Here is a 21819-nt window from a genome sequence, read left to right on the forward strand (position 1 = left end):
GAATCACGGATGCCGCACCCGCCCGCTTGGGGGGTGCGGCATCCTGTGCTTTAGGCGAGCGCCGCAGGCTAGTGCTGCCCGGCCGGTCCGTCTCCGCGGCCGAGGCCGCGCGAGGCGATGCCCCGGCGACGAGCGAGCGTGGCCACACCCGCACGCCGCAGGCGATCGGCGATCAGGATTCCGACCCACGTTCCGAGCAGGCAGCTGGCCATCGTCAGGGCGAAGAATCCCACCGTCGCCCACAGCGGCATCGCCCACAGATTGAAGGATGCCGCGGCGAGCACCGGGTAGAGCACCCCGACGAACACCGCACCGGCGTAGTACTGCCATGTGCGCCACGAGCGGTAGAACGCGAGCAGGAACGGCAGTTCGGCGAACAGTGCCCACCAGAGGTTGGTGAACAGGTATGGGAACACCACCAACCCCGAGATGAGACCCACGAGCAGGCCCGCGCCCGGGCGCTCGAGCAGACGCAGTGCGATCACGGCGGGCAGCAACCACAGGCCAGCCAGTGCGACCGAGATGAACGGCACCACGGCGAACAGCGCGGTCGACAGAGCCGTCGCGCCCCACAGCAGCACGCCGCCGGCGACGCCGATGGCGGCGCACGTCAGCAGGTACGAGGTCGCGAGGCGGCTCATGCGCGTGCCTCCGCGACGCTCTGCTGAGACTTCGGGGTGGGGGATGCCGCACCCACGCGCCAGTACCCGCAGAAGCTCACGAGGTCTTTCGGCATGCCGCGCTCGCCGACCAGGTGGCGTCGCGCTTCGGTCGGAAGCGATTGCTCGCCGACGATCCAGGCATGAATCGGCGCAGGCGGCAGATCGTCGCTGGGCAGGGTGCGCAGCGCGTCGAGCGCGAGCGTGCCGGGCTTCGTCTCGTGATCGCGCACCAGGTAGCGCACGTCGATGCCCGACGGATGGGCGAACGCCACGGCATCCGCTTCTGAAGGAACCTCGATCAGGGCGATGCCGCTCGATTCTGCGGGCAGGCTCGCGCAGATGTTGGCGAGGGCCGGCAGGCCCGTCTCATCTGCCACAAGCAGGACGCTTTCGGTGCCGCGCTGCGGATTGAACGTGAGCCCTTCGTCGATGATCACGATGCTCTCGCCCGGCTGACAGGTCGTGGCCCACTGCGACGCCGGCCCTGCTGGTCCTTCTTGCACTGTGCCCTGTGTCACTGTGGCCTGTGTCGCTGTGCCCTCGTCGGCGGTGCCGTGCAGGACGAAGTCGATGTCGATCTCGGCGCCGCCGGACGCGCCCTGCGCGCGGTACTCACGCACCGAGTAGTTGCGCATGACCGGGCGCACACCGTCGGGAATGCGCAGGTACTTGAGGTACCCGAGCATCTTGTTCGCCTTCGCCGGGAGTCGGTCAAGGCCCTCGTCGCCGCCCAGCGGGAGGAATAGGCGGAACCACTGGTCATACCCCATCGGGCGGAAGCGTTCGATCTCGCCGCCCCCGACGGTGACGCGCATGAAATGGGGCGAGACCCGTTCGGTGCGCAGAACGCGCAGATGGATGAGCCCCTGGGTTTCGGGCTTCACCAAGCGGCTGAGGGCAGGCATGCGATCCTCCGGGGTAGGGGTGCGGTGCACCGGATGGGCAGGCGCGAGGTCATGACAGACCCCACGGAAAGGTGACGAAGAAGATGAGGGCGGATGCCACCACGAACGCGACGACGAAGACGGTGTCTCGCGCTCGCCACGGCACCAGATGGCGCTCGGTGCGGTCGGGGTGGGCGCCGAACGCGCGCGCGTCCATCGCCAGTGCGACTCGCTCGGCATGGCGGATCGCCCCCGCCAGCAGAGGCACGACGTAGCCGAACCATCGGGCGAGGGCCGCAAACGGTCCGCGTCCGCCGTGGGCCCCGCGCACGCGGTGAGCCTGGCGAATCACGTCGAGCTCGTGCGCGAAGCGCGGCACGAAGCGGAATGCCGCGAGTGCCGTGTAGCCGATGCGGTACGGCACGCGTAGCTGCTGCACGCTCGCGCGAACGAGGTCGGGCCCGGTCGTAGACAGGCCGGCGATCAGGGTGAGCATCACGATGGCCGCGATGCGCAGACCCGTCGCGAAGCCCACCCCGAGCGCGCCGGAGTACAGCGTCCACCCGCCGAGCTGCACGAGAACCGTCGTGTCGTCGACCTGCGAGGGGTCGGTCCACAACGAGAAGCCCATGCCGATCACGATCACCCCGAGAGGGATGGCTGCCAGGACGGCGAGCACCCGCGGAGTGATGCGCACGCCCACGATGATCACGAGGGCGCTGAGTGCGATGAAGGATGCCGGGGTCACGGCATCCCGAACAAAGATCAGCAGAGCCATCGCGGGCACCGGCGCCAGCAGCTTGGCGAGCGGATTGATGCGCGTGAGGAACCGGCCGTGGGCCACGGGCCCGGCGGCGTATGGGTCGACCGTGGTCGTGGCGGTTGCGCTGGTCGCGGGGCTCATGAGGTGCGCCTCGGAAGGTCGGCGACGCGCGCGATCCCGGTGAGTTCGGGGTGCGACGGCAGGTCGTGCAGCGCCTGTCGCAGTGGGGGCAGGCGAAGGTCGGCACCCTCGATCAGGGCGGTATCGGCGAAGACGTCGGCGGTAGCGGCAGCGGTCACCACGCGCCCGTGAGAGAGGACCACCGTGCGCTGTGCGTGATCGGTCACCAGCTGCATGTCGTGCGTGACGACGACGATGGTCGTCCCGCCGGCGCGCAATTCGTCGAGGAGTGCCAGCAGTTCGTCGGCGCGAGCGTGGTCTTGACCGAAGGTCGGCTCGTCGAGGACGAGGAGTGGTGCGCCCGCGACCAGCGCTGTTCCGACAGAGAGGCGCCGCTTCTGCCCGCCGGAGAGGAGGAACGGATGCTGCTGGGCCTTGTCGGCGAGCCCGAAGCGCTCGAGCAGCTCGGTGGTGCGTGTGTAGATGTCGTCTTCGGCCAGGCGCTGGCGGCGCAGCCCGTGGGCGACCTCGTCGAACACGGTGTGGGCGATGAATTGGTGCTCGGGATTCTGGAATACGAAGCCGATGTGCCGGGACAGGGTGCGACTGTCGGTGCGTGCGACATCGAGGGGCCGTGCGGCGCCGGTGAGATGCACCGTGCCGCGGGGAGGCGTCACAACGCCCGACATCGCCTGGATGAGGCTGGTCTTGCCCGCCCCGTTCGCGCCGACGATCGCCACGAACTCGCCCGCGCCGATGTCGAGCGACACGTCGTGCAGCACCTCGGAACGCCCGCGGCGCAGCGAGAGGCCCCGCACCTCGAGCATGGTCTGTTGCCGTTTCGCGGTGTCGTGAGGGGCCGTTTCGCGCGGTGACGCGATGGCGCCAGCGGCCGCTGTGGCGTCGGCGCTCGAGGCCGCACGAGGGGTCCGCTCGAGTGCGGCGCGCAGTTCACGGGGCGTGAGGGGCAGCGGATCCAGTGTGTAGCCGGCGTCGCGCAGCTGCAGGGCGGCCAGTGTCGACACCGGCAGCCACACGCCGAGCGCATGGAGTTCGTCCGCCCGCTCGCGCAGCACCGTCCCGACCGGGCCGTCGGCGATGACGCGACCGGTGTCATCCAGCACCACGACGCGATCGACGAACCCGAGCGCCGCATCGAGGTTGTGCTCGACGAGGAGGATCGCGTGATCGCCCGCGCGCACGAGATCTGCCAGCGCCGCATAGACGTCTTCGATGCCCTTCGGGTCAAGGTTCGCGGTCGGCTCGTCGAGCACGAGCAGGGGTGAGCCCATCGCTAGCGCGCAGGCGATCGCGAGGCGTTGCCGACCGCCCCCAGAAAGGGTGTCCGGGTTGTCGGCGCGGCGTTCCCACAGGCCAACGCGGCGCAACGCGGTCTCGGCGCGCGCGAGGACGTCGACCACCGGCATCCGCAAATTCTCAGGGCCGAAGGCCACTTCGTCGAGCAGGGTGCCCGTCACGAGTTGCGCGTCCGGATCCTGAAACACCATGCCTACGCGCGTGCTGAGCTCGGCCACGCTCGCGGTCGCCGTATCGAGTCCGTCGACGGTGATCGTGCCGTCCACTCTTGCCGGCACAGCGTGAGGAATCAGTCCGTTGAGAGCGAGGGTGAGGGTGGACTTCCCCGAGCCCGAAGGGCCGAGGAGGAGGACCACGTCGCCGGGCGCAATGGAGAAGTCAACGGATGCCGGGGATGCGGCATCCGATCCTTCATGCGTGATCGCGACGTCGCGCAGGGTTACCAGCTCGGGTGCGGTCATGCGTCTTTCCAGGGTTAACTAAGCCACACCTAACTTAGACGACCCTCACTAATAGTGCGAACGGGCTCAGCCCTGGCGGCGGCGTGGAACCCCCGCGCGGCGCAGTGCGCGGCCGATCGCGAGGCCCACGGCCGTCCAGGCCACCGGGCCCAGGATGAACAACGCGACGTAGAGGATCTGCCCCCACAAGGGGAACCGCGTGACGTCGGCGGCGAACCAGATCGCGACCGCGATGACGACTCCGACGATGATGGCAGATAAGAAGAATCGCCAGGCCTCCCAGCGTCGGTACCGCGTCGCGGCCGCGATGAGCTCTTGCAGCCCGCCGATGAGCAACGCCGTTCCGATATAACGGCCGATCCACAGGGGCGTGATCGCGCTGGCGACGAGCGCCGCCATGACATGCGTGAGCAGGGCAACCCACGGGGCCCGCAGCAACTCTTGTGCGATGACTCCGGGGAGGACATGCACGCCGAGAACCAGACCGTACAGCACCGGAAGGGTGGCCGAGACGGGGATGCTGATCGCCCCCGCCGCAATCTGCAGAACGCCTGTTGCGACGCCGATTGCGGCGCAAGTGAGCAGGATGCTCGTTGAGAGGCGGGCAGATGACGTCACCTGCTCAGCGTAGCCGTGCTCTCTCACACAACTCTCACGAAGAGTGGTTCACTTGAAGAATGCTGTGAACTACTTTTGGGTTCGGTGAGTGTCGAAGACGACGTTCATCAGCCCTTCATTACTCAGCAGGGAGCCAGTTCATGGGTCGAAACGCTCTGAGGGCAGCCGCGGTCGTCACACTCGCCGCTCTGTTCACCGGAACCGCCACCGCCAGCTTCGGCGCGTCCGTAGAGGAGGTGACACCCCCACAGCCCATCGATTCACCGACGGGCAACTACATCGTCCTCCTCGACGAAGAGCCGGTTGCCGGCTACGAAGGCGGCGAGCCGGGCCTCGCGCCCACCAAGCCCGAAGAGGGCGACAAGCTCGACACCAAGTCGAACAAGGCGAAGCGCTACGCCGCGTTCCTCGAGAAGCGCCAAGAGCAGGTCGCCGACGAGGCGGGGGTTGAGACGTCGGCCACCTATCAGGTGACGCTGAACGGGTTCAGTGCGCAGATGTCGCCCGAGCAGGCGGCCAAGCTCGCCAGCACGAAGGGCGTGCTCGGTGTGTACCCCGACGAGATCCGTCACCCCGATGCGGTGCCGTCGACCGAGTTCCTCGGCCTCGAGGGCGACGGTGGCGTGTGGGATGCCGTCGGTGGTGTGGATGCCGCGGGCGAGGGTGTCGTCGTCGGTGTCGTCGACACCGGTATTGCCCCCGAGAGCCCGTCGTTCGCGGGCGAACCGCTCGGCACGATCGCAGGGGATGAGCCCTACCTGGACGGCAACGAGGTCGTCTTCACCAAGGCCGACGGGAACGAGTTCCGCAGTGAGCGAGTGACGGGCGAAGAGTGGGACGCGTCGTTCTACTCGACCAAGCTCGTGGGCGCCCAGTACTTCAGCACCGGTGCCGCAGCGGCCGGTTTCGACTTCGGCCCCGACTATCTGTCGCCGCGCGACGGTGACGGGCACGGCTCGCACACCGCCAGCACGGCCGCGGGTAACCACGACGTGGCCGCCTCCGTTTCGGGCACCGACTTCGGTGCGATCTCGGGTGTGGCGCCGGCGGCGAAGGTCGCCTCGTACAAGGCGTGCTACGTCGGGCCCGATCCGCTATCGACGAGCGATGACATCTGCGCGCTGAGTGACCTCCTTGACGCGATCGATGCCGCCGTCGAAGACGGTGTCGACGTCATCAACTACTCGATCGGTGGCGGTTCGGCCACCTCGACGCTCGCTGCCGACGACGTGTCGTTCTTCTACGCCGCTGTCGCCGGGGTCTTCGTCTCGGTGAGCGCCGGCAACTCGGGACCGGGAGCATCCACCGCTGACCACGCGTCGCCGTGGTACACCACGGTTGCGGCATCCACGATCCCCACCTACGAGGGAACGGTGCAGCTGCCCAACGGATTCGAGGCCGCTGGTGCCTCGGTGACGGTGCCGTTCGGTGAGTCGGTCACCGATGACGTCATCTACGCGGGTGACGCGGTTGCCCCGGACGCTGACCCGGCAGAGGCGGCCATGTGCTTCCTCGATACGCTCGACCCAGCCCTGATTGAGGGCAAGATCGTGGTCTGCGACCGCGGGGTGATCGCACGCGTCGAGAAGTCGCAGGCGGTGGATGAAGCTGGCGGCATCGGCATGATCCTCGTGAATGTCACGCCGGGTTCGCTGGACAACGACTTCCACTCGGTGCCGACCGTTCACATCAACGCGCAGTACCGCGATGACCTGCTGGACTACGTCCGCAACACCGAAGGCGCAACGGCAACGCTCGTCGGCGACAACGTCACCGGTGTCGAGACCCCGACGCCGCAGGTGGCCGGTTTCTCGAGCCGCGGACCGATGCTCGCCGACGGCAGCGACGTCATCAAGCCCGACATCTCTGCACCGGGCGTCGCGATCCTCGCGGCCGCGGCGAACCAGCCGGGCGAGCAGGGTGTGTTCGAGTTCCTGTCGGGAACGTCGATGTCGTCCCCGCACATCGCGGGTCTCGCCGCGCTGTATCTCGGTGAGCGACCGCTGGCCACACCCGACGAGATCAAGTCAGCGATGATGACCACCGCATACGACACCGTCGACGCGGCCGGTGACCCGATCAGCGACCCGTTCACGCAGGGTGCGGGACACGTCGACCCGACGAAGTTCTTCGAACCGGGCCTGCTGTACCTCAACGGTCCGAACGACTGGGCGGCATTCATCGAGGGCACGGGTAACGCGGACTTCGGCGACGCGATCGATCCCATCGACCCGAGCGAGCTGAACCTGGCTTCGGTCGGCATCGGTAGCTTGTCGAGCACCGAAGACGTCACGCGTACGGTCACCGCCACGACAGCGGGCACGTACACGGCATCCGTTTCGGTGCCCGGCGTCGATGTCTCGGTCTCGCCGGCGTCGGTCACCCTCGCCGAAGGTGAGAGCGCCGACTTCACGCTCACCTTCACCAACGCGAGCGCTCCGGTCGAGCAGTGGGCGACCGGCTCGCTCACGTGGACGAGTGACAGCGTCGCCGTGCGCTCGCCGATCGCGGTGCGTCCGGTGACCGCAGAGGCGCCGGCAACGGTGGCCGGCGAGGGAGTGTCTTCGAGCGTCGACGTGACCTTCTTGTCGGGAATCACCGGCGATCTCGAGCTTCAGCTGAGCGGCCTGGCTGAGCTGGAACTGCTCGAAGGCCCGGGAGCACCTGAAGGACACTCGGGTGACGAGACGTCGGGTGACGCCAACGGCGACATCGGCTGGATCGTCTCGGTCGAAGAGGGAACGCGCCTCGCGCAGTGGACTCTCGACTCGTCCGACGATGAGGGCAGCGACCTCGATCTGTTCGTCTATCACGTCGTGGCCCCGGATGACCTGCGCTACTACGAGATGTGGCAGTCGGCGAGCGGCTCGGCGGATGAGCAAGTGACGATCGACAACCCCGAGGCGGGAACGTACATGGTCATCGCGAACATGTACTCCGTCAGCGGACCGATGACGTGGAACCTCACCGAGGCACTCGTCACCGAGGACGGCGTGGGCAGCCTCACCGCAATCCCGAACCCCGTGTCGGTGACGCAGGGTGAAGAAGCGACGTACACGGTGGCGTGGTCGGGTCTCGACTACAACACCAGCTACCTGGGTGTCGTGCAGTACGGCGACTCAGAGGTCCGCACGCTGGTCTCGGTCGATTCCGGAGCCGAAGGACCGGTCGCGACCAAGGACCCGAAGATCACGGGTTCGGCAAAGGTCGGCAAGACCCTCAAGGTGAACGGCGGCCGCTGGGATCCGAAGAAGGTGACGCTGTCGTACCAGTGGCTGCGTGACGGCGAGCCCATCGAGGGTGCTACCTCGGCGAGCTACAAGGTCGCAACCACCGACGTCGGCACGGCGCTGTCGGTTCGTGTGTCGGCCGTTGCCGCCGGGAACGTGAACCCGGGCACCGCGGTCACCGACGAGGTGTTTGTGAAGAGCACGTCGAAGACGAAGGTCACGATGAACCGCTACAGCGGCTCGTCATCGCAGACGTTCGAGGTGACTGTGGCCGTCACACCCACCGGCGGCGGCACCGCAACCGGCGACGTGACGGTATGGGTCGACACCAAGAAGTACACCGCGACGCTGAAGGACGGCAAGGCGAAGGTCTCGCTGCCCAAGCAGAAGAAGGGCGTCCACGTGGTGACGGCGTACTACGCCGGCAGCGACGCGGTCGATCGCTCGGCGGGGCTCTCGGGGTTCTTCGTCACCCGCTGACCCAGCGACGCTAGATAGCGAGACAGGGCGCTCGGGCTTCGGCCCGGGCGCCCTGCTCTGGTGTCTGGGCCCGCCCGACGCGGCTCGGCACCGGCGGTCAGATTCGACGCCGGCGGCGCGTGAGGCGCACGCCGGGCATCGGCGGTGCGGGGATGCGCACGTCGTGTCCGTTGACGACGCCGAATCGGTCGGATGCCGCCTCCCACGCCTCGCGTGCGGCCACGATCTCGTCGTGTGAACGTGCGACGAAGTTCCACCACATGACGATGTCGTCTTCGAACGGCTCACCGCCCAGGAGGAACACCGTGGCATCCGTGTCGCTGCGCAGCAGGACTTCGGTGCGGCGGATGCCGAGGTAGACCATGCGCTGAGGATTCGCCTCTGCCTCCGAAGACGAGCCGGGGTCGATCACGACGCTGCCGGTGACGCCGGCAATCGCGTGCTCCCAGTCCGGGTCGAGCGGCACCCGGACGACGGCTCCAGCCGGAAGGCGGATCTCGGCCCCGACGATCGGGGTGTAGACGGTCGCGGGCGATGAGATTCCGGCCAGGGTGCCGAGCACCACGGTCGCCTCCCCCGGGGCGCCCTCGAGGGCTTCCAGCGCAATCATCGGCAGATCGTCGTGCTGCTCGAACGCGGGAGCGCCGTGCCGTCGCGATTCGGGCAGCGCGATCCACAGTTGCAGCGCGTCGAGGGGTGTGTCGGTGTTCCCAGCGGCCGAGTCGGGAACGGAGTATTCCGAGTGCGAGATCCCGGCGCCGCTCGTCATGAGGTTGAGAGCCCCGCGCCGCACCACGACGTCACTGGCAATCGAGTCGCGATGGCGCACTTCGCCGACCAGCGGCCATGTCACCGTCTGCAGGCCGATGTGCGGGTGCGGCTCCACGCGCATGGTCGTGACCTGCGGGCCGAATCGATCGAGGAAGCACCACGCGCCCACGAGGGGGAGTTCCCGCTGGGGGAGGGCTCGACGCACCTCCATAGCCCGCACCCCGCCGAGTGGGACCTCACGCGCTTCGAAGACCAGCGCTCGGGGGCCATCGCATTCCGCGGGTGCTTCGCGCGTGACGGCGTCGTCAGAGTCCAGGCGGGTCATCGCGACCCTCGCGTCCTACTCACCGGGGCGCTCGATCACTGCGGGAGTGGCGTGTCAGGCCACGACACCTCGAGCCCCGGAACCTCGTTCTCGCGCAGGTACTTCGCCACGAACGTGCAATGGGGAACCACTGTCAGGCCGCGAGAGGCGGCATCCGTCATCGCTTCGGCCACGAGAATCGTGGCGAGGCCTCGTCCCTTGAATGCCGGATCGATCTCGGTGTGGGGGAACTCGACGCCGTCGCTGCCGTCGCGGAACTCGGTGAACCCGGCCAACACGCCGCCGGTGTGAATCTCATAGCGCTGCTCTTCGTCGTTGCGGGTCACAGCGGTCGTCTCGTCAGCCATCGGCATCCCCTTCGTTCAGTCCAGGTCCTCACCGTATGTTCTCACTCCATACTGTCGCCTGGGGCCGCGACGGAGTAGGTTGCCCAGGGTGACAGACCCTTCGCGCTCCGGCACTCTGATGACGCAACGCCAGATTCTGCTGGTCATCCTCGGCCTCATGTCGGCGATGTTCCTGTCGGCTCTCGATCAGACGATCGTGGGCACCTCCATGCGCACGATCGCCGACGATCTGGGCGGGCTCGACATGCAGGCGTGGGTGACGACCGCGTACCTGATCACCGCCACGATCACCACACCGATCTACGGCAAGCTCAGCGACCTGTACGGCCGGCGCCCGCTGTTCATCTTCGCGATCGGGGTGTTCCTGCTCGGGTCGCTGCTTTCGGGCATGGCGACCTCGATGTACGAACTCGCGCTGTTCCGTGCCCTGCAGGGCATTGGCGCCGGTGGCCTCATGGCGCTGCCGCTCGCGATCATGGGCGACATTCTCGCCCCGCGAGAGCGCGCCCGCTATCAGGGGTACTTCCTCGCCGTGTACGGCGTATCGAGCGTGATCGGCCCGCTGATCGGTGGGCTGCTGTCGGGCGCTGACGAAATCCTGTGGGTGGCCGGCTGGCGCTGGGTGTTCCTGGTGAACCTGCCCGTCGGCATCGTCGCGCTGTTCATGGTCGTCCGCTTCTTGCATGTGCCGCGCTTCGCGCCGTCGCGCAAGGTGCGCATCGACTGGTGGGGTGCGACGTTCGTGATGCTCGCACTCGTGCCGCTGCTGATTGTCGCCGAGCAGGGTGCGGAATGGGGCTGGGGGTCTCCGGCGGCGATCGGATGCTACGTCGTCGGCATCCTGGGAACGGCGGCGTTCATCTTCACCGAGGTCAAGATGGGGACCGATGCACTTCTGCCGATGAGCCTGTTCCGCATCCCGACGTTCTCGATTATCGCGGTGCTCGGCTTCCTCGTCGGCTTCGCGATGTTCGGCGCGATGATGACCATCCCGCTCTACTTGCAATTGGTCGACGGTGCGACGCCGGCGGAGAGCGGTCTGCTCATGCTGCCGATGATCCTCGGCCTGATGATCTCGTCGATTACGAGCGGACAGATCATCGCGCGCACCGGAAAGTACCGGGCGTTCCCGATCGCCGGCACCGCTTTCCTCGCCGTCGGATACTTGTGGCTCACCTTCCTCGATGCCGACCAGCCGATCTGGGTGATCATGGTCGGCATGGCCATCGTCGGTTTGGGCCTTGGGCAACTGATGCAAACGCTCACGATCGCCAGCCAGAACGCGGTGACGGCGCGAGACATGGGGGTCGCGACCAGCGCGTCGACGTTCTTCCGGCAGATCGGGGGCACGCTGGGCACCGCCGTGTTCTTCTCGCTGCTGTTCTCGCGGCTGAACGAGACGCTGCCAGCGGCGTTCAGCGACCCCGACATCATGGGACCTCTCACCGAGGCCGCGCAGGATCCCGCCGTGCAGGCCGACCCCGCGAACGCCGAGATCCTCGCACTGCTGGGCACGCAAGACCCGGCGCAGATCGGGTCCGCGCTCGATACCGACAGTTCGTTCCTCCTGGGCGCAGACCCCCGCCTGGCTGAACCGTTCTTGGTGGGCTTCAACGAGGCCACCGTGTCGGTGTACTGGCTGGGCTTCGCGGCATCCGCTCTGGCATTCCTCGTGGCGTGGTTCGTGCCATCACTTCCGCTGCGCCAGGTATCGGCGATGCAGGAACAAGCCGACGCGGACGCGGCGAGTGCGGCCAGTGTTGCGGCGATCGGGGTGGCCGAAGAGATGGATGTCGCCGCCGACATCGCGGCGCGGGAAGCTGCGCGCGAGCAGCCGAAGGCCGACGAGGACGGCCCCGAGATCGATGAGGTCGCCCACCGGGCAGCCACGCTCACCGGCGCGCCCCTCGAGCCGATGACCGGTTCGATCCGCGTCGTTGGCGACGACGAACGGGACGATGTCCGCAACAAGTGACAGAGTGGGGGGATGCCGCAGCTGACCGACCTCGTTCCGCCCGGCGCTGACGAGGACGTCGTCTACGACGGATTCGTGACGTGGGCGTCGGGTCGCGGACTGACGCTGTACCCCGCGCAAGACGAAGCGGTCATCGAGATCGCCTCGGGCGCGCACGTGATCTTGTCGACACCCACCGGCACGGGAAAGTCGCTGGTCGCTATCGCCGCGCACGCTGCCGCGCTCGCGCGGGGCGGACGCAGCTACTACACCGCGCCGATCAAGGCGCTCGTGAGCGAGAAGTTCTTCGCCCTCGTCGACATCTTCGGGGCCGCGAACGTCGGCATGGTCACCGGTGACTCGTCGGTCAACCCCGACGCCCCCATCATCTGTTGCACGGCAGAGATTCTCGCCAACCTCGCGTTGCGCCAGGGGTCGGATGCCGCGGTCGACCAGGTCGTGATGGATGAGTTCCACTACTACGGCGACCCCGACCGCGGGTGGGCGTGGCAGGTGCCGCTGCTCGTTCTGCATCGCGCGCAGTTCATCCTGATGTCGGCCACGCTCGGCGACGTCACCGACATCGCCGCCGATCTCTCGCGCCGCACTGGCAGGTCTGTGGCGCGCATCACCGGTGTCGAGCGGCCCGTCCCGCTGCACTTCTCCTACGCGCGCACGCCCGTTCACGAGAGCGTGGAAGAACTGCTTGAGACGGGGCAGGCTCCGATCTACATCGTGCACTTCTCGCAGGCGGCCGCCATGGAACGCGCGCAGGCCCTGTCGAGCATCCGAATCCTCACACGCGAGCAACGCGACGAGATCGCCGAAGCGATTGGCGGCTTTCGCTTCACCACGGCGTTCGGTCGCACGCTTTCGCGCTACGTCCGCGCGGGGATCGGCGTGCACCACGCCGGAATGCTCCCGCGCTACAGACGCCTCGTTGAGACGCTCGCGCAGCGCGGCCTGCTGCGCGTGATCTGCGGCACCGACACGCTGGGCGTCGGCATCAACGTGCCCATTCGCACGGTGCTCATCACGGCGTTGACCAAATACGACGGGCAGCGGATGCGGCAGCTCACGGCCCGTGAATTCCACCAGGTCGCGGGGCGCGCTGGCCGCGCCGGATACGACACGGCGGGGACCGTGGTGGTGATGGCACCCGAGCACGAGATCGAGAACGCGGTTGCGATCGCGAAGGCGGGCGATGACCCGAAGAAGCTCAAGAAAGTCGTGCGCAAGAAGGCGCCACAAGGCTTCGTCAACTGGGGCGAGGCCTCATTCGAGCGGCTCGTCGATGCCGAGCCCGAGCCGCTCGTGCCGCAGCTGCAACTGACCGCCGCGATGCTCATCAACGTGATCGCGCGCGGCGGCGACGTGTTCGGCAACGTGCGCGCGCTGGTGCGCGACAACCACGAGCCGCGGGCGCGCCAATTCGAACTCGCACGCCGGGCGTTGGCGATCTTCCGCACCCTGGTGGCAGCCGAGGTCGTCGAGGTGACGCCCGGGGGCGGCATCCGACTCACCGTCGACCTGCAGCCGAACTTCGCCCTCAACCAGCCGCTGTCGCCGTTCGCGCTCGCCGCGATCGAGCTGCTCGACCCGGAGGATGCCGCGAGCGGGGTCGGCACCGGCCACTACGAGCTCGATGTCGTGAGCGTGATCGAAGCGACGCTCGACGACCCGCGGCCGGTGCTCTCGCAGCAGCAGTTCCTCGCGCGGGGCGAGGCCGTCGCGGCGATGAAGCGCGACGGCATCGTGTACGACGAGCGGATGGAGTTGCTCGAAGAGGTGACGTGGCCGAAGCCTCTGGACGAGCTGCTGGCGCAGTCGTACGAGGTGTTCGCGTCGTCTCAGCCATGGATTCGTGACTTCGAGCTGTCGCCCAAGTCGGTCGTGCGTGACATGTTCGAGCGGGCGTTTTCATTTGCCGAGCTGATTCAGCACTACCAACTGGCGCGCAGCGAAGGCCTCGTGCTGCGCTACCTGTCAGACGCGTACCGCGCGATTCGGCAGACCGTGCCCAGCGACGCGCAGACGGCCGAACTGCTCGATGTGATCGAGTGGCTGGGTGAGTTGGTGCGGCAAGTCGACTCGTCGCTCGTGGACGAGTGGGAGGCGATGATCAACCCGGTTGCCGAAGAGGCCGGGCCTGTCGTCCCGCCTGCGCCTCCGTCGGTGCTGACCAACCGTCGCGCGTTCGGCGTGCTGGTGCGAAACGAGATGTTCCGCCGTGTGCAGCTGGCCGCGCTGCAGAAGGACGAAGAGCTAGTGGCACTCGACCCCGACGTAGATTGGCCCGCCGCGCTGGATGGGTACTTCGACGACCATGACGAGATCCTCACCGGTGGGCCAGCGCGCTCGCCGCGCCTCGTGACGATCGACGAGCAGAACGCCGCGGAGGGCACCTGGCAGGTCGAGCAGATCATCGACGACCCGGCGGGCGATCACGACTGGCGCATTCGCGGTGAGGTCGACCTGGCCGCCTCCGTGGAGGCAGGCACCGCAGTGGTGCGCATCACCGAGGTACTGCGGCTCTAGGGATGGCGGCGGTGTCGGATGCCACAGCTACCCTGGAACGGATGAGTACTCCGCAGGGTGACCCGTACGCAGACCTGGTGTGGGACCCCGACGAGGTCGCCCCGCCGCCCGACTTCGACGAGCCTCCCTACGAGGATTCGTATGCTCCGGGCGCCACCTCGGGGCGGGGGCCGAGCGGCGCGGGCGCGATGGCCTCGCCGGGCGCATCGTTGCCGGAGACCGCCCGCAGGGATTTCGTGGGGGCCGACCCCCGCGCGGTGCTGCACGAGGTCTACGGGTACGAGTCCTTTCGCGGCGAGCAGGCGGCAATCGTCGGCCAGGTGATCGCCGGCGGCGACGCCGTGGTGCTCATGCCCACCGGTGGGGGAAAGAGCGTCTGCTACCAGGTGCCTGCGTTGGTGCGCCCCGGTACGGGTCTCGTCGTCAGCCCCCTCATCGCCCTCATGCACGACCAGGTCGACGCGCTGCGCGCCAACGGCGTCCACGCGGCGTACCTGAACTCGACGCAGAGTCCCGACGAGCGCTCGGCGGTCGAACGCGCGTACCTCGCCGGTGAGCTCGATCTGCTGTACGTCGCCCCCGAGCGTCTGAACACCGACGCGACTTTGCGCTTTCTCGCACGCGGCACGCTGAGCGTGATCGCGATCGACGAGGCCCACTGTGTGTCGCAATGGGGCCACGACTTCCGGCCTGACTACCTCGCGCTCGGGGATCTCGTCGAGCGATTCCCCGGTGTGCCGCGCCTCGCACTGACGGCGACTGCCACGCCCGCGACCCACCGCGAGATCACCGAACGCCTGCGCATGCCAGACGCGCGGCACTTCGTGTCGAGCTTCGATCGCCCCAACATCCAGTACCGCATCGAACCGAAGACCGACCCGCGCAAGCAGCTCGCCGCATTTATCCGCACGCAACCCGCGGGTTCGGCAGGAATCGTCTATGCGCTCAGCCGTAAGTCCGTCGAGCAGACGGCGGACTATCTGCGCGCGCAGGGGTTCGACGCGCTGCCGTACCACGCCGGCCTCCCCGCATCTGAGCGCGCGGCCAACCAAGCGCGCTTTTTGCGAGACGACGGCGTCGTGATGGTGGCCACGATCGCGTTCGGCATGGGGATCGACAAGCCCGACGTCCGGTTCGTCGCGCACATCGACCTGCCGAAGTCGGTCGAGGGGTACTACCAAGAGACCGGTCGCGCCGGACGCGACGGCGACCCCTCGGTCGCGTGGATGGCCTACGGCCTCGGCGATGTCGTGCAGCAGCGCCGCATGATCGACCAGAGCCCGGGCGACCGCACCTACAAGGTGCGACTCGGTCAGCACCTCGATGCCATGCTTGCGCTGTGCGAGACCGTCTCGTGTCGGCGCCAGAACCTGTTGGCCTACTTCGGTCAGCAGTCGCCTGCCTGCGGCAACTGCGACACGTGCATTCAAGCTCCTGCCACGTGGGACGGCACGATCGCGGCACAAAAGCTGCTGTCGACCATCGTGAGACTCAAGCGTGAGCGCAACCAGGCCTTCGGTGCCGGGCATCTGATCGACATCCTGCGCGGTGCGTCAACCGAACGCATCCGGCAGCAGGGGCACGACACTTTGACGACATACGGTCTGGGCGCCGACCTCAGTGACCAGGACTGGCGCAGTGTCATTCGTCAGCTCCTCGCGCGCGGCATCCTTGTCGCGCAGGGCGAGTACGGCACGCTCGCCCTCGGCGAGCCGGCGGGTACCGTGCTGCGCGGTGAAGTCCAGGTGCTGCTGCGCCGCGACGTCATCGGGCGGGCCGGTACTACGCCGCGCGTGCGCAAGACCACGGCATCCGACACCCTTGACGAGGCTGACCGCGAGATGTTCGAGAAGCTTCGCGAGTGGCGCGCGGGCGTCGCGAAAGAGCTCGGCGTGCCGGCATACATCGTGTTTGGTGACGCGACACTGCGCGCGCTCGCCGAGCACCGACCGGCGGGGCTCGGCGACCTCGACGGCGTCACCGGCATCGGCGCCAAGAAGCGCGAGGCTTACGGTGAGGCCGTGCTCGAGGTGATCGCGGGCGGGTGACCGTAGCCGGATGAGCTCGGCCCGATGAGCCCGGGGCGCGGGGCTCAGCGAGCAGACGGCAAGACGTCCGCGAGGTGTGCGTCGAGGTGCGCCGCGACATCGACCGTTCGGTCGTACAGCCACTGATACTGCAGGCCGTCCCACAGGGCGACGAGCCACCGTGCCTCGTGTTCCGGGTCGCGGTGCGAGGGCAGATCTCCGTCCTGCTGTGCCGCGCGGAACAGGGCACTGAAGTACTGGATCGTCTTGTCGAAGCGATCCACGAAGTACTCGTGCGCGGGGTGATCACCCGGAACGGCTTCGCACGACAGCACGGCATACACCTCGATGAGCCCCGGGCTCTCGCGCGTGTTCGTCGCCGCCTCCTCGGCGAGGCTGCGCAGCTGGTCGGCGGCCGTGGCCTGCGCTGAGTACGAGGGGTGGCTCGCAATTCCCGCATCACGAGCACGCACGACCGCGCGCAGCAGGTCTTCTTTCGACGGATAGTGATGCAGCAGCGTCGACTTCGAGATCCCGATGTGCTCGGCGATGTTCTGGATGCTTGTATCGCCATACCCCTCGGCGGCGAAGAGCCTCATCGCGCCAGCCACGATGTCTTCGCGGCGCGCATGCCCGGAGCGATAGCCGGCGCTGGGCACCTGCTCCTCACCACCGAAAGAGGGGAGTTGCGGAAGCTCGTGGGCACCGGTTTCGGGCTGCTCGTCGGTGGCGTCAGACCACCCCGGTGCGTACGCCAGCAGGGTGGCATGATCGCCGAGCGTCGTGACCACGCTCACGCTGTCGGGTAGGTACTGCTCGATGACTTGCAGGCCATCCCATGCCGCCGTCAGGCGAAATGCCTCGCCCGCGGCATCCCTCTCCTCCTCGACCACACCGTGTGCTTGGGCGGCTTCGAATGCGTCGATCGACCACGGCAGCATCGTCGCGTAGCGCGCTCTCATGCGCTCGTGGGCAGGATGCTGTGTGCTCGACGCCTCGCCGATCAGCGTGGCGAACAGGGGGAGGTACCCCGGCACCGTTTCGTTCCGCGCGGCCACCTCTTCGAACACGAGCGCTCCGGGTTCGGCCGATTCGCTCACGATGAGGAGCGCCGCAAGGTTGTCAGCCTCGAGCGATTCCACGACGTGGGCGAGCAGGTCGGCCTTACCAGCGAAGTGCCGCAGCAGGCCAGGGTGGCTGATGCCGGCGGAGGCGGCGATCTCGCGAAGGGAGGTCGATCGGTAACCGCGCGTGGCGAAGAGTTCGCGTGCGGCGGCGATGATCGACTCCCGCGTGCGTGCCGTGCGTTCTGCGCGTAGCCCCGAGCCCGGCGTGCGCTCGCGGGCCTTGCTGATGGCTGCCATGCACTCCCCTTTGAAGTGTGACCATTCTGTCGCATACCGGTTGGTCGAGATTAAGTTACCAAATGGTCGGGTTTGAGGTACGCTTTTTTTCGGTGCCGAGGCTGGCACCTCACGCAGTTGTGGAAGGACCACCAATGACAGAGTTGTCGCCCGCGGCGAACGCCGCCGCCGTCGGTACGACGGGCTTCAAGGCGCCCGGCACGACCCCTGCCAAGACGCCGCGCGGATATCTCCCCGGTCTCGCAGGCATTAACTTCGGCGTCTATCTCGCGCTCCTCACGCCCGTGCTCGTCTCGATGGCCTTCAAGATCCAGCACATCACCGAGACCACCGAAGAAGCCACCGCCCAGCTGGGGATGGTCCTCGGTATCGGTGCGTTCTTCGCGCTGATCGCCAATCCGCTCGCCGGGCGCCTGTCTGACCGCACCACGTCGCGGTGGGGAATGCGGCGCCCGTGGATCCTCGGCGGCTCGCTGGTTGCGCTCGGTGCCTTCACGATCATCGGCATGGCCACCTCGATCTGGGTGGTGCTGGTCGCATGGTGCCTGGTGCAAGCATCCATGAACGCCGTCCTGGCCGCGGCCAACGCGACGCTGCCCGACCAGGTGCCGGTGAGCAGCCGCGGCAAGGTCTCGGGGATCGTCGGGCTCACCACACCCCTCGGAATTCTGGGCGGTAACGTCCTCGTCAACTTCCTCTCGGATGACCTCGCCCGCTTCGTCGTGCCCGGCGCGATCGCCACCGTACTCGCGGTGCTGTTCGTCTTGGTGCTGAAGGACCGCAAGCTCGAGCACAAGCCCGCGCAGAAGTTCACGCTGGGACAGTTCTTCGGTTCGTTCGTCTTCAACCCGGCCAAGCACCCTGACTTCGGATGGACGTGGCTCACGAAGTTCCTCGTGATGTTCGGCTACGCGGGCATCGCGACGTTCCTGCCCTTCTACCTCACCGAGAAGTTCGGTCTCGATGAGCAGACGGCGATCACGACGATCCTGATCGCGAACCTCGCTTCGATGGCCGCCATGGCCGTCTCGGGCCCCGTCGGCGGCATCCTGTCGGACCGCATCGGCAAGCGCCGCCCGTTCGTCGCCATCGCCGGCGTCATCATGGTCGTGGGTCTTGTCATCCTGGCCTTCGCGCCCGACATCACCACGCTGATCATCGCTCAGACGATCATCGGTCTGGGTGCCGGATCGTTCCTCTCGGTCGACCTGGCCCTGGCCACCGAGGTGCTGCCCGACCCGGACGACACCGCCAAGGACCTCGGCGTGCTGAACATCGCCAACGCCCTCCCGCAGTCCATTGCCCCCGCGATCGCGCCGGGAATCATCGCCCTCGGTGCGACCACCGCGCTCGGTGGCTACACCGTGTACTACCTGTTCGGCGCTCTGGTCGCCCTCGCCGGCGCCGTCCTCGTCTACCGAATCAAGGGAGTGAAGTAATGACCGACACCACCACTGCCAGCACGGCCGCGGCATCCGACCGCCCCTGGCTGAACGCTGATCTTCCGGTCGACGAGCGCGTCGAGCTGTTGCTCGCCGAGATGACCGTCGAAGAGAAGGCGGGGCTGTTCTTCCACACGATGATCGGTATCGGCTCGCTCGAAGAGCCGAACCCGGTGTTCGGAACGCCGTCGGCAGTCGACTTCGTCGAGCAGCGCCACATGACGCACTTCAACCTGCTCGGTGCGGCGCCCAGCGGGGCCGAGATCGCGGAATGGCACAACGCGCTGCAAGAGCTCGCGGCGTCGACGCGTTTGGGGATCCCCGTGACGCTGTCGACCGATCCGCGCCACTCGTTCAGCGACAACCCGGGGGCGGCGATCATGGCGGGGCCGTTCTCGCAGTGGCCCGAGACGATGGGCCTCGCGGCGATCGGAGACGAAGAGCTCGTCGAGCAGTTCGCCGACATCGCCCGCCAGGAGTACACCGCGGTGGGTCTGCGCGTTGCCCTGCACCCGCAGGTCGACCTCGCCACCGAACCGCGCTGGGCGCGGGGCACGGCCACATTCGGCGAAGACGCGGAGCTGGCCGGTCGCATGGGCGCCGCATACATCCGCGGCTTCCAGGGCGAGTCGTTCGGCGCGGCATCCGTGTCGACGATGACCAAGCACTTCCCCGGCGGCGGCCCCCAGAAAGACGGCGAAGACCCGCACTTCGCCTACGGCCGCGAGCAGGTGTACCCGGGCGGACAGTTCGAACACCACCTGAAGCCGTTCGAGGCAGCCTTCGAGGCGGGTACCCGCCAGATCATGCCGTACTACGGCATGCCCGTGGGCACCGAGTACGAAGAGGTCGGGTTCGGCTTCAACAAGTCGGTCATCACCGGTCTGCTGCGCGAACGCTACGGTTTCGACGGTGTCGTGTGCACCGACTGGGGCCTCATCAACGACGCGGCGATCTTCGGGCAGCCCTTCCCCGCGCGTGCGTGGGGTGTCGAGCACCTGTCGCCGCGCGAGCGCATGATCAAGGTTCTGGATGCCGGAGTCGACCAGTTCGGTGGGGAAGCGTGCCCCGAGATGCTCGTCGAGCTCGTCTCGTCGGGGGCGGTGGATGCCGCGCGCCTCGATGTTTCGGCTCGTCGCATCCTGCGCGAGAAGTTCGAGCTCGGCCTGTTCGAGAACCCGTTCGTCGACGCCGCGGCGGCCAATGATGTCGTCGGGCGCGCTGAGTTCCGTGCCGCGGGAGAGGCCGCACAGCGCGCCTCGATCACGGTGCTCACCAACAATGGCGTGCTGCCGGTGGCCGGTCGCCCGAAACTGTACGTCGAGGGCATCGCCGCTGAGGTTGCCGCGCAGTACGGCGAGGTCGTCTCGACGCCTGCAGAAGCGGATGCTGCGATCCTCCGGCTGCAGGCTCCGTACGAGCAGCGCGAGACGATGTTCGAGAACTTCTTCCACGCGGGGTCGCTCGACTTCCCCGAAGATGTCGTCGCGCACGTGCGCGAGGTCGCTGTCGCGGTGCCGACCGTGGTGGACGTTCTGCTCGACCGCCCCGCGATTCTCACCCCGTTCGTCGAGGACGCTGCCGCGATCACGGCGAACTGGGGCGTCAGCGCTGCGGCGCTGCTCGATGTTCTGACCGGTGCAGCTTCTCCGAAGGGACGGTTGCCGTTCGACCTTCCCCGGTCGATGGCGGCGGTGGAGGCATCCCGCCCCGACGTGCCGTTCGACACCGAAGACCCGCTGTTCCGCTTCGGGCACGGCCTCTCGCTGTAGTCGAGCTCACGACGGCGCCGCGCAGACCCTCGGGTCGCGCGGCGCCGTTGTTGTTTGTCGCAAGCGGTGTGGGGCGCCTTCGCGGCTGGCTACGCTGGTGAGGCACGACCTCGAGGAGTCACATGTCGGTCCGTGATACCAAGACCACGCGAGCCATCGCGGTGTCGGCGGTGAAGCTGTTCACCCGCGACGGATTCGCGGCGACGTCGGTGCGCGCGATCGCGGCGGACGCCGGCGTGGATCCTGCGCTGGTGATCCGCCACTTCGGCACCAAGGTCGACCTCTTCCTCGAGACGATGCGGTGGGAGCTGGACGCCGACGCGCTGTTCGCGGGTCCGCTCGATGAGTTGGGGCACGCGATTGTCACCCGCTTGCTGCAGACCGATGGCTCGGAGAGCGGCGTCTTTCTGGCGCTGTTGCGCGCCAGCGATGCGGGCGCGATCGGCACGAGCCTGACGCGCGCACACGAGGAGGGCTTCGTGGCTCCGCTGCGCCGTCGCCTGGCGGGGGAGGACGCCGACCTGCGCGCGCGCCTGGCCGCTGGTCTCGTCGGCGGGCTGTTCTACATGCTGTGGGTCGTCGGGGATACCGCCGCGGCCGCGGATCCTGAGGCCCTCGCGCGTCGGTATGGAGCGCTGCTTCAAGAGCTGATTACGCCCCTCTGACGCCACAGGTGCGTTCGCGGCGTAGGCTGTCAACAATGTTGACCGTCAACTTAGTTGACCCGACGGTCGCGAAAGGACT

15 protein-coding genes are annotated in these 21819 nt (G+C 67.6%); 7 read left to right on the forward strand and 8 right to left on the reverse strand.

Annotated features, from left to right (window positions below; all coding sequences use genetic code 11):
* Nucleotides 1–68: 68 nt before the first annotated feature.
* The 5 genes from ON062_RS00385 to ON062_RS00405 all read right to left on the reverse strand — a co-directional run bounded on the left by ON062_RS00385 (nucleotide 69) and on the right by ON062_RS00405 (nucleotide 4825).
* A complete protein-coding gene (locus ON062_RS00385; RefSeq protein WP_274645156.1) occupies nucleotides 69–641 on the reverse strand; it encodes an ECF transporter S component in 573 nt (190 codons plus the stop codon).
* The gene (locus ON062_RS00390) at nucleotides 638–1567 is read right to left on the reverse strand and encodes a siderophore-interacting protein (RefSeq protein WP_274645157.1); all 930 of its coding nucleotides are present in this window, start codon (nucleotides 1565–1567) and stop codon (nucleotides 638–640) included. The genes ON062_RS00385 and ON062_RS00390 overlap by 4 nt, the downstream gene beginning before the upstream one ends.
* 49 nt (nucleotides 1568–1616) lie before the next feature.
* Nucleotides 1617–2450, reverse strand: coding sequence for an energy-coupling factor transporter transmembrane protein EcfT (locus tag ON062_RS00395; protein ID WP_274645158.1), 834 nt, complete (start codon nucleotides 2448–2450; stop codon nucleotides 1617–1619).
* On the reverse strand, nucleotides 2447–4207 hold the full coding sequence (locus ON062_RS00400) for an ABC transporter ATP-binding protein (protein ID WP_274645159.1): 1761 nt from the start codon (nucleotides 4205–4207) through the stop codon (nucleotides 2447–2449). The genes ON062_RS00395 and ON062_RS00400 overlap by 4 nt, the downstream gene beginning before the upstream one ends.
* Nucleotides 4208–4273: 66 nt before the next feature.
* A complete protein-coding gene (locus tag ON062_RS00405) occupies nucleotides 4274–4825 on the reverse strand; it encodes an ECF transporter S component (protein ID WP_274645160.1) in 552 nt (183 codons plus the stop codon).
* Between the two features lie 140 nt (nucleotides 4826–4965).
* Here ON062_RS00405 and ON062_RS00410 point away from each other — a divergent pair, with 140 nt between their 5' ends.
* Nucleotides 4966–8535, forward strand: a complete 3570-nt coding sequence (locus tag ON062_RS00410; RefSeq protein ID WP_274645161.1) for a S8 family serine peptidase — start codon at nucleotides 4966–4968, stop codon at nucleotides 8533–8535.
* 97 nt (nucleotides 8536–8632) lie between these two features.
* Here ON062_RS00410 and ON062_RS00415 read toward each other — a convergent pair whose 3' ends face one another.
* Nucleotides 8633–9631 carry a pirin family protein gene (locus ON062_RS00415; protein ID WP_274645162.1) on the reverse strand — a complete coding sequence of 333 codons (999 nt, stop codon included), beginning with the start codon at nucleotides 9629–9631 and terminating at the stop codon, nucleotides 8633–8635.
* 35 nt (nucleotides 9632–9666) lie between these two features.
* Nucleotides 9667–9978 (reverse strand): GNAT family N-acetyltransferase, encoded by a 312-nt coding sequence (locus ON062_RS00420; RefSeq protein WP_274645163.1) that lies wholly within the window; start codon nucleotides 9976–9978, stop codon nucleotides 9667–9669.
* Between the two features lie 118 nt (nucleotides 9979–10096).
* Between ON062_RS00420 and ON062_RS00425 the strand changes: the two genes are divergently transcribed.
* From ON062_RS00425 to recQ, 3 genes are read left to right on the forward strand one after another with little or no spacing between them, the layout of a single operon-like run.
* Complete coding sequence (locus ON062_RS00425) at nucleotides 10097–11953, forward strand: MDR family MFS transporter (protein ID WP_274645452.1); 1857 nt, start codon at nucleotides 10097–10099, stop codon at nucleotides 11951–11953.
* Nucleotides 11954–11965: 12 nt separating this feature from the next.
* On the forward strand, nucleotides 11966–14470 hold the full coding sequence (locus tag ON062_RS00430; RefSeq protein ID WP_274645164.1) for an RNA helicase: 2505 nt from the start codon (nucleotides 11966–11968) through the stop codon (nucleotides 14468–14470).
* A gap of 41 nt (nucleotides 14471–14511) precedes the next feature.
* Nucleotides 14512–16518 carry a DNA helicase RecQ gene (gene recQ / locus ON062_RS00435; protein WP_274645165.1) on the forward strand — a complete coding sequence of 669 codons (2007 nt, stop codon included), beginning with the start codon at nucleotides 14512–14514 and terminating at the stop codon, nucleotides 16516–16518.
* A 44-nt stretch (nucleotides 16519–16562) separates the two neighbouring features.
* On the opposite strand, the gene ON062_RS00440 is transcribed toward recQ, so the two are convergent.
* Nucleotides 16563–17861, reverse strand: coding sequence for a TetR/AcrR family transcriptional regulator (locus ON062_RS00440; protein WP_274645166.1), 1299 nt, complete (start codon nucleotides 17859–17861; stop codon nucleotides 16563–16565).
* Nucleotides 17862–17995: 134 nt separating this feature from the next.
* On the opposite strand from ON062_RS00440, the gene ON062_RS00445 reads away from it, so the two are divergent.
* The 3 genes from ON062_RS00445 to ON062_RS00455 all read left to right on the forward strand — a co-directional run bounded on the left by ON062_RS00445 (nucleotide 17996) and on the right by ON062_RS00455 (nucleotide 21740).
* Nucleotides 17996–19300, forward strand: a complete 1305-nt coding sequence (locus tag ON062_RS00445; protein ID WP_274645167.1) for an MFS transporter — start codon at nucleotides 17996–17998, stop codon at nucleotides 19298–19300.
* On the forward strand, nucleotides 19300–21075 hold the full coding sequence (locus ON062_RS00450) for a glycoside hydrolase family 3 protein (protein WP_274645168.1): 1776 nt from the start codon (nucleotides 19300–19302) through the stop codon (nucleotides 21073–21075). Before ON062_RS00445 ends, ON062_RS00450 begins: the two co-directional genes overlap by 1 nt.
* Nucleotides 21076–21197: 122 nt before the next feature.
* The gene (locus ON062_RS00455) at nucleotides 21198–21740 is read left to right on the forward strand and encodes a TetR/AcrR family transcriptional regulator (protein ID WP_274645169.1); all 543 of its coding nucleotides are present in this window, start codon (nucleotides 21198–21200) and stop codon (nucleotides 21738–21740) included.
* The last annotated feature ends 79 nt before the right edge of the window (nucleotides 21741–21819 follow it).

It is taken from the genome of Microbacterium sp. C7(2022), from assembly GCF_028823665.1.
In the GTDB taxonomy this organism is placed as follows: Bacteria; Actinomycetota; Actinomycetes; order Actinomycetales; family Microbacteriaceae; genus Microbacterium.

What these genes read in the sequence shown, in the direction of transcription:
- ON062_RS00385 (WP_274645156.1), bottom strand. Translation starts at nt 641, where the DNA reads ATGAGCCGCCTCGCGACCTCGTACCTGCTGACGTGCGCCGCCATCGGC.
- ON062_RS00390 (WP_274645157.1), bottom strand. Translation starts at nt 1,567, where the DNA reads ATGCCTGCCCTCAGCCGCTTGGTGAAGCCCGAAACCCAGGGGCTCATC.
- ON062_RS00395 (WP_274645158.1), bottom strand. Translation starts at nt 2,450, where the DNA reads ATGAGCCCCGCGACCAGCGCAACCGCCACGACCACGGTCGACCCATAC.
- ON062_RS00400 (WP_274645159.1), bottom strand. Translation starts at nt 4,207, where the DNA reads ATGACCGCACCCGAGCTGGTAACCCTGCGCGACGTCGCGATCACGCAT.
- ON062_RS00410 (WP_274645161.1), top strand. Translation starts at nt 4,966, where the DNA reads ATGGGTCGAAACGCTCTGAGGGCAGCCGCGGTCGTCACACTCGCCGCT.
- ON062_RS00415 (WP_274645162.1), bottom strand. Translation starts at nt 9,631, where the DNA reads ATGACCCGCCTGGACTCTGACGACGCCGTCACGCGCGAAGCACCCGCG.
- ON062_RS00420 (WP_274645163.1), bottom strand. Translation starts at nt 9,978, where the DNA reads ATGGCTGACGAGACGACCGCTGTGACCCGCAACGACGAAGAGCAGCGC.
- ON062_RS00425 (WP_274645452.1), top strand. Translation starts at nt 10,097, where the DNA reads ATGACGCAACGCCAGATTCTGCTGGTCATCCTCGGCCTCATGTCGGCG.
- ON062_RS00430 (WP_274645164.1), top strand. Translation starts at nt 11,966, where the DNA reads ATGCCGCAGCTGACCGACCTCGTTCCGCCCGGCGCTGACGAGGACGTC.
- recQ (WP_274645165.1), top strand. Translation starts at nt 14,512, where the DNA reads ATGAGTACTCCGCAGGGTGACCCGTACGCAGACCTGGTGTGGGACCCC.
- ON062_RS00440 (WP_274645166.1), bottom strand. Translation starts at nt 17,861, where the DNA reads ATGGCAGCCATCAGCAAGGCCCGCGAGCGCACGCCGGGCTCGGGGCTA.
- ON062_RS00445 (WP_274645167.1), top strand. Translation starts at nt 17,996, where the DNA reads ATGACAGAGTTGTCGCCCGCGGCGAACGCCGCCGCCGTCGGTACGACG.
- ON062_RS00450 (WP_274645168.1), top strand. Translation starts at nt 19,300, where the DNA reads ATGACCGACACCACCACTGCCAGCACGGCCGCGGCATCCGACCGCCCC.
- ON062_RS00455 (WP_274645169.1), top strand. Translation starts at nt 21,198, where the DNA reads ATGTCGGTCCGTGATACCAAGACCACGCGAGCCATCGCGGTGTCGGCG.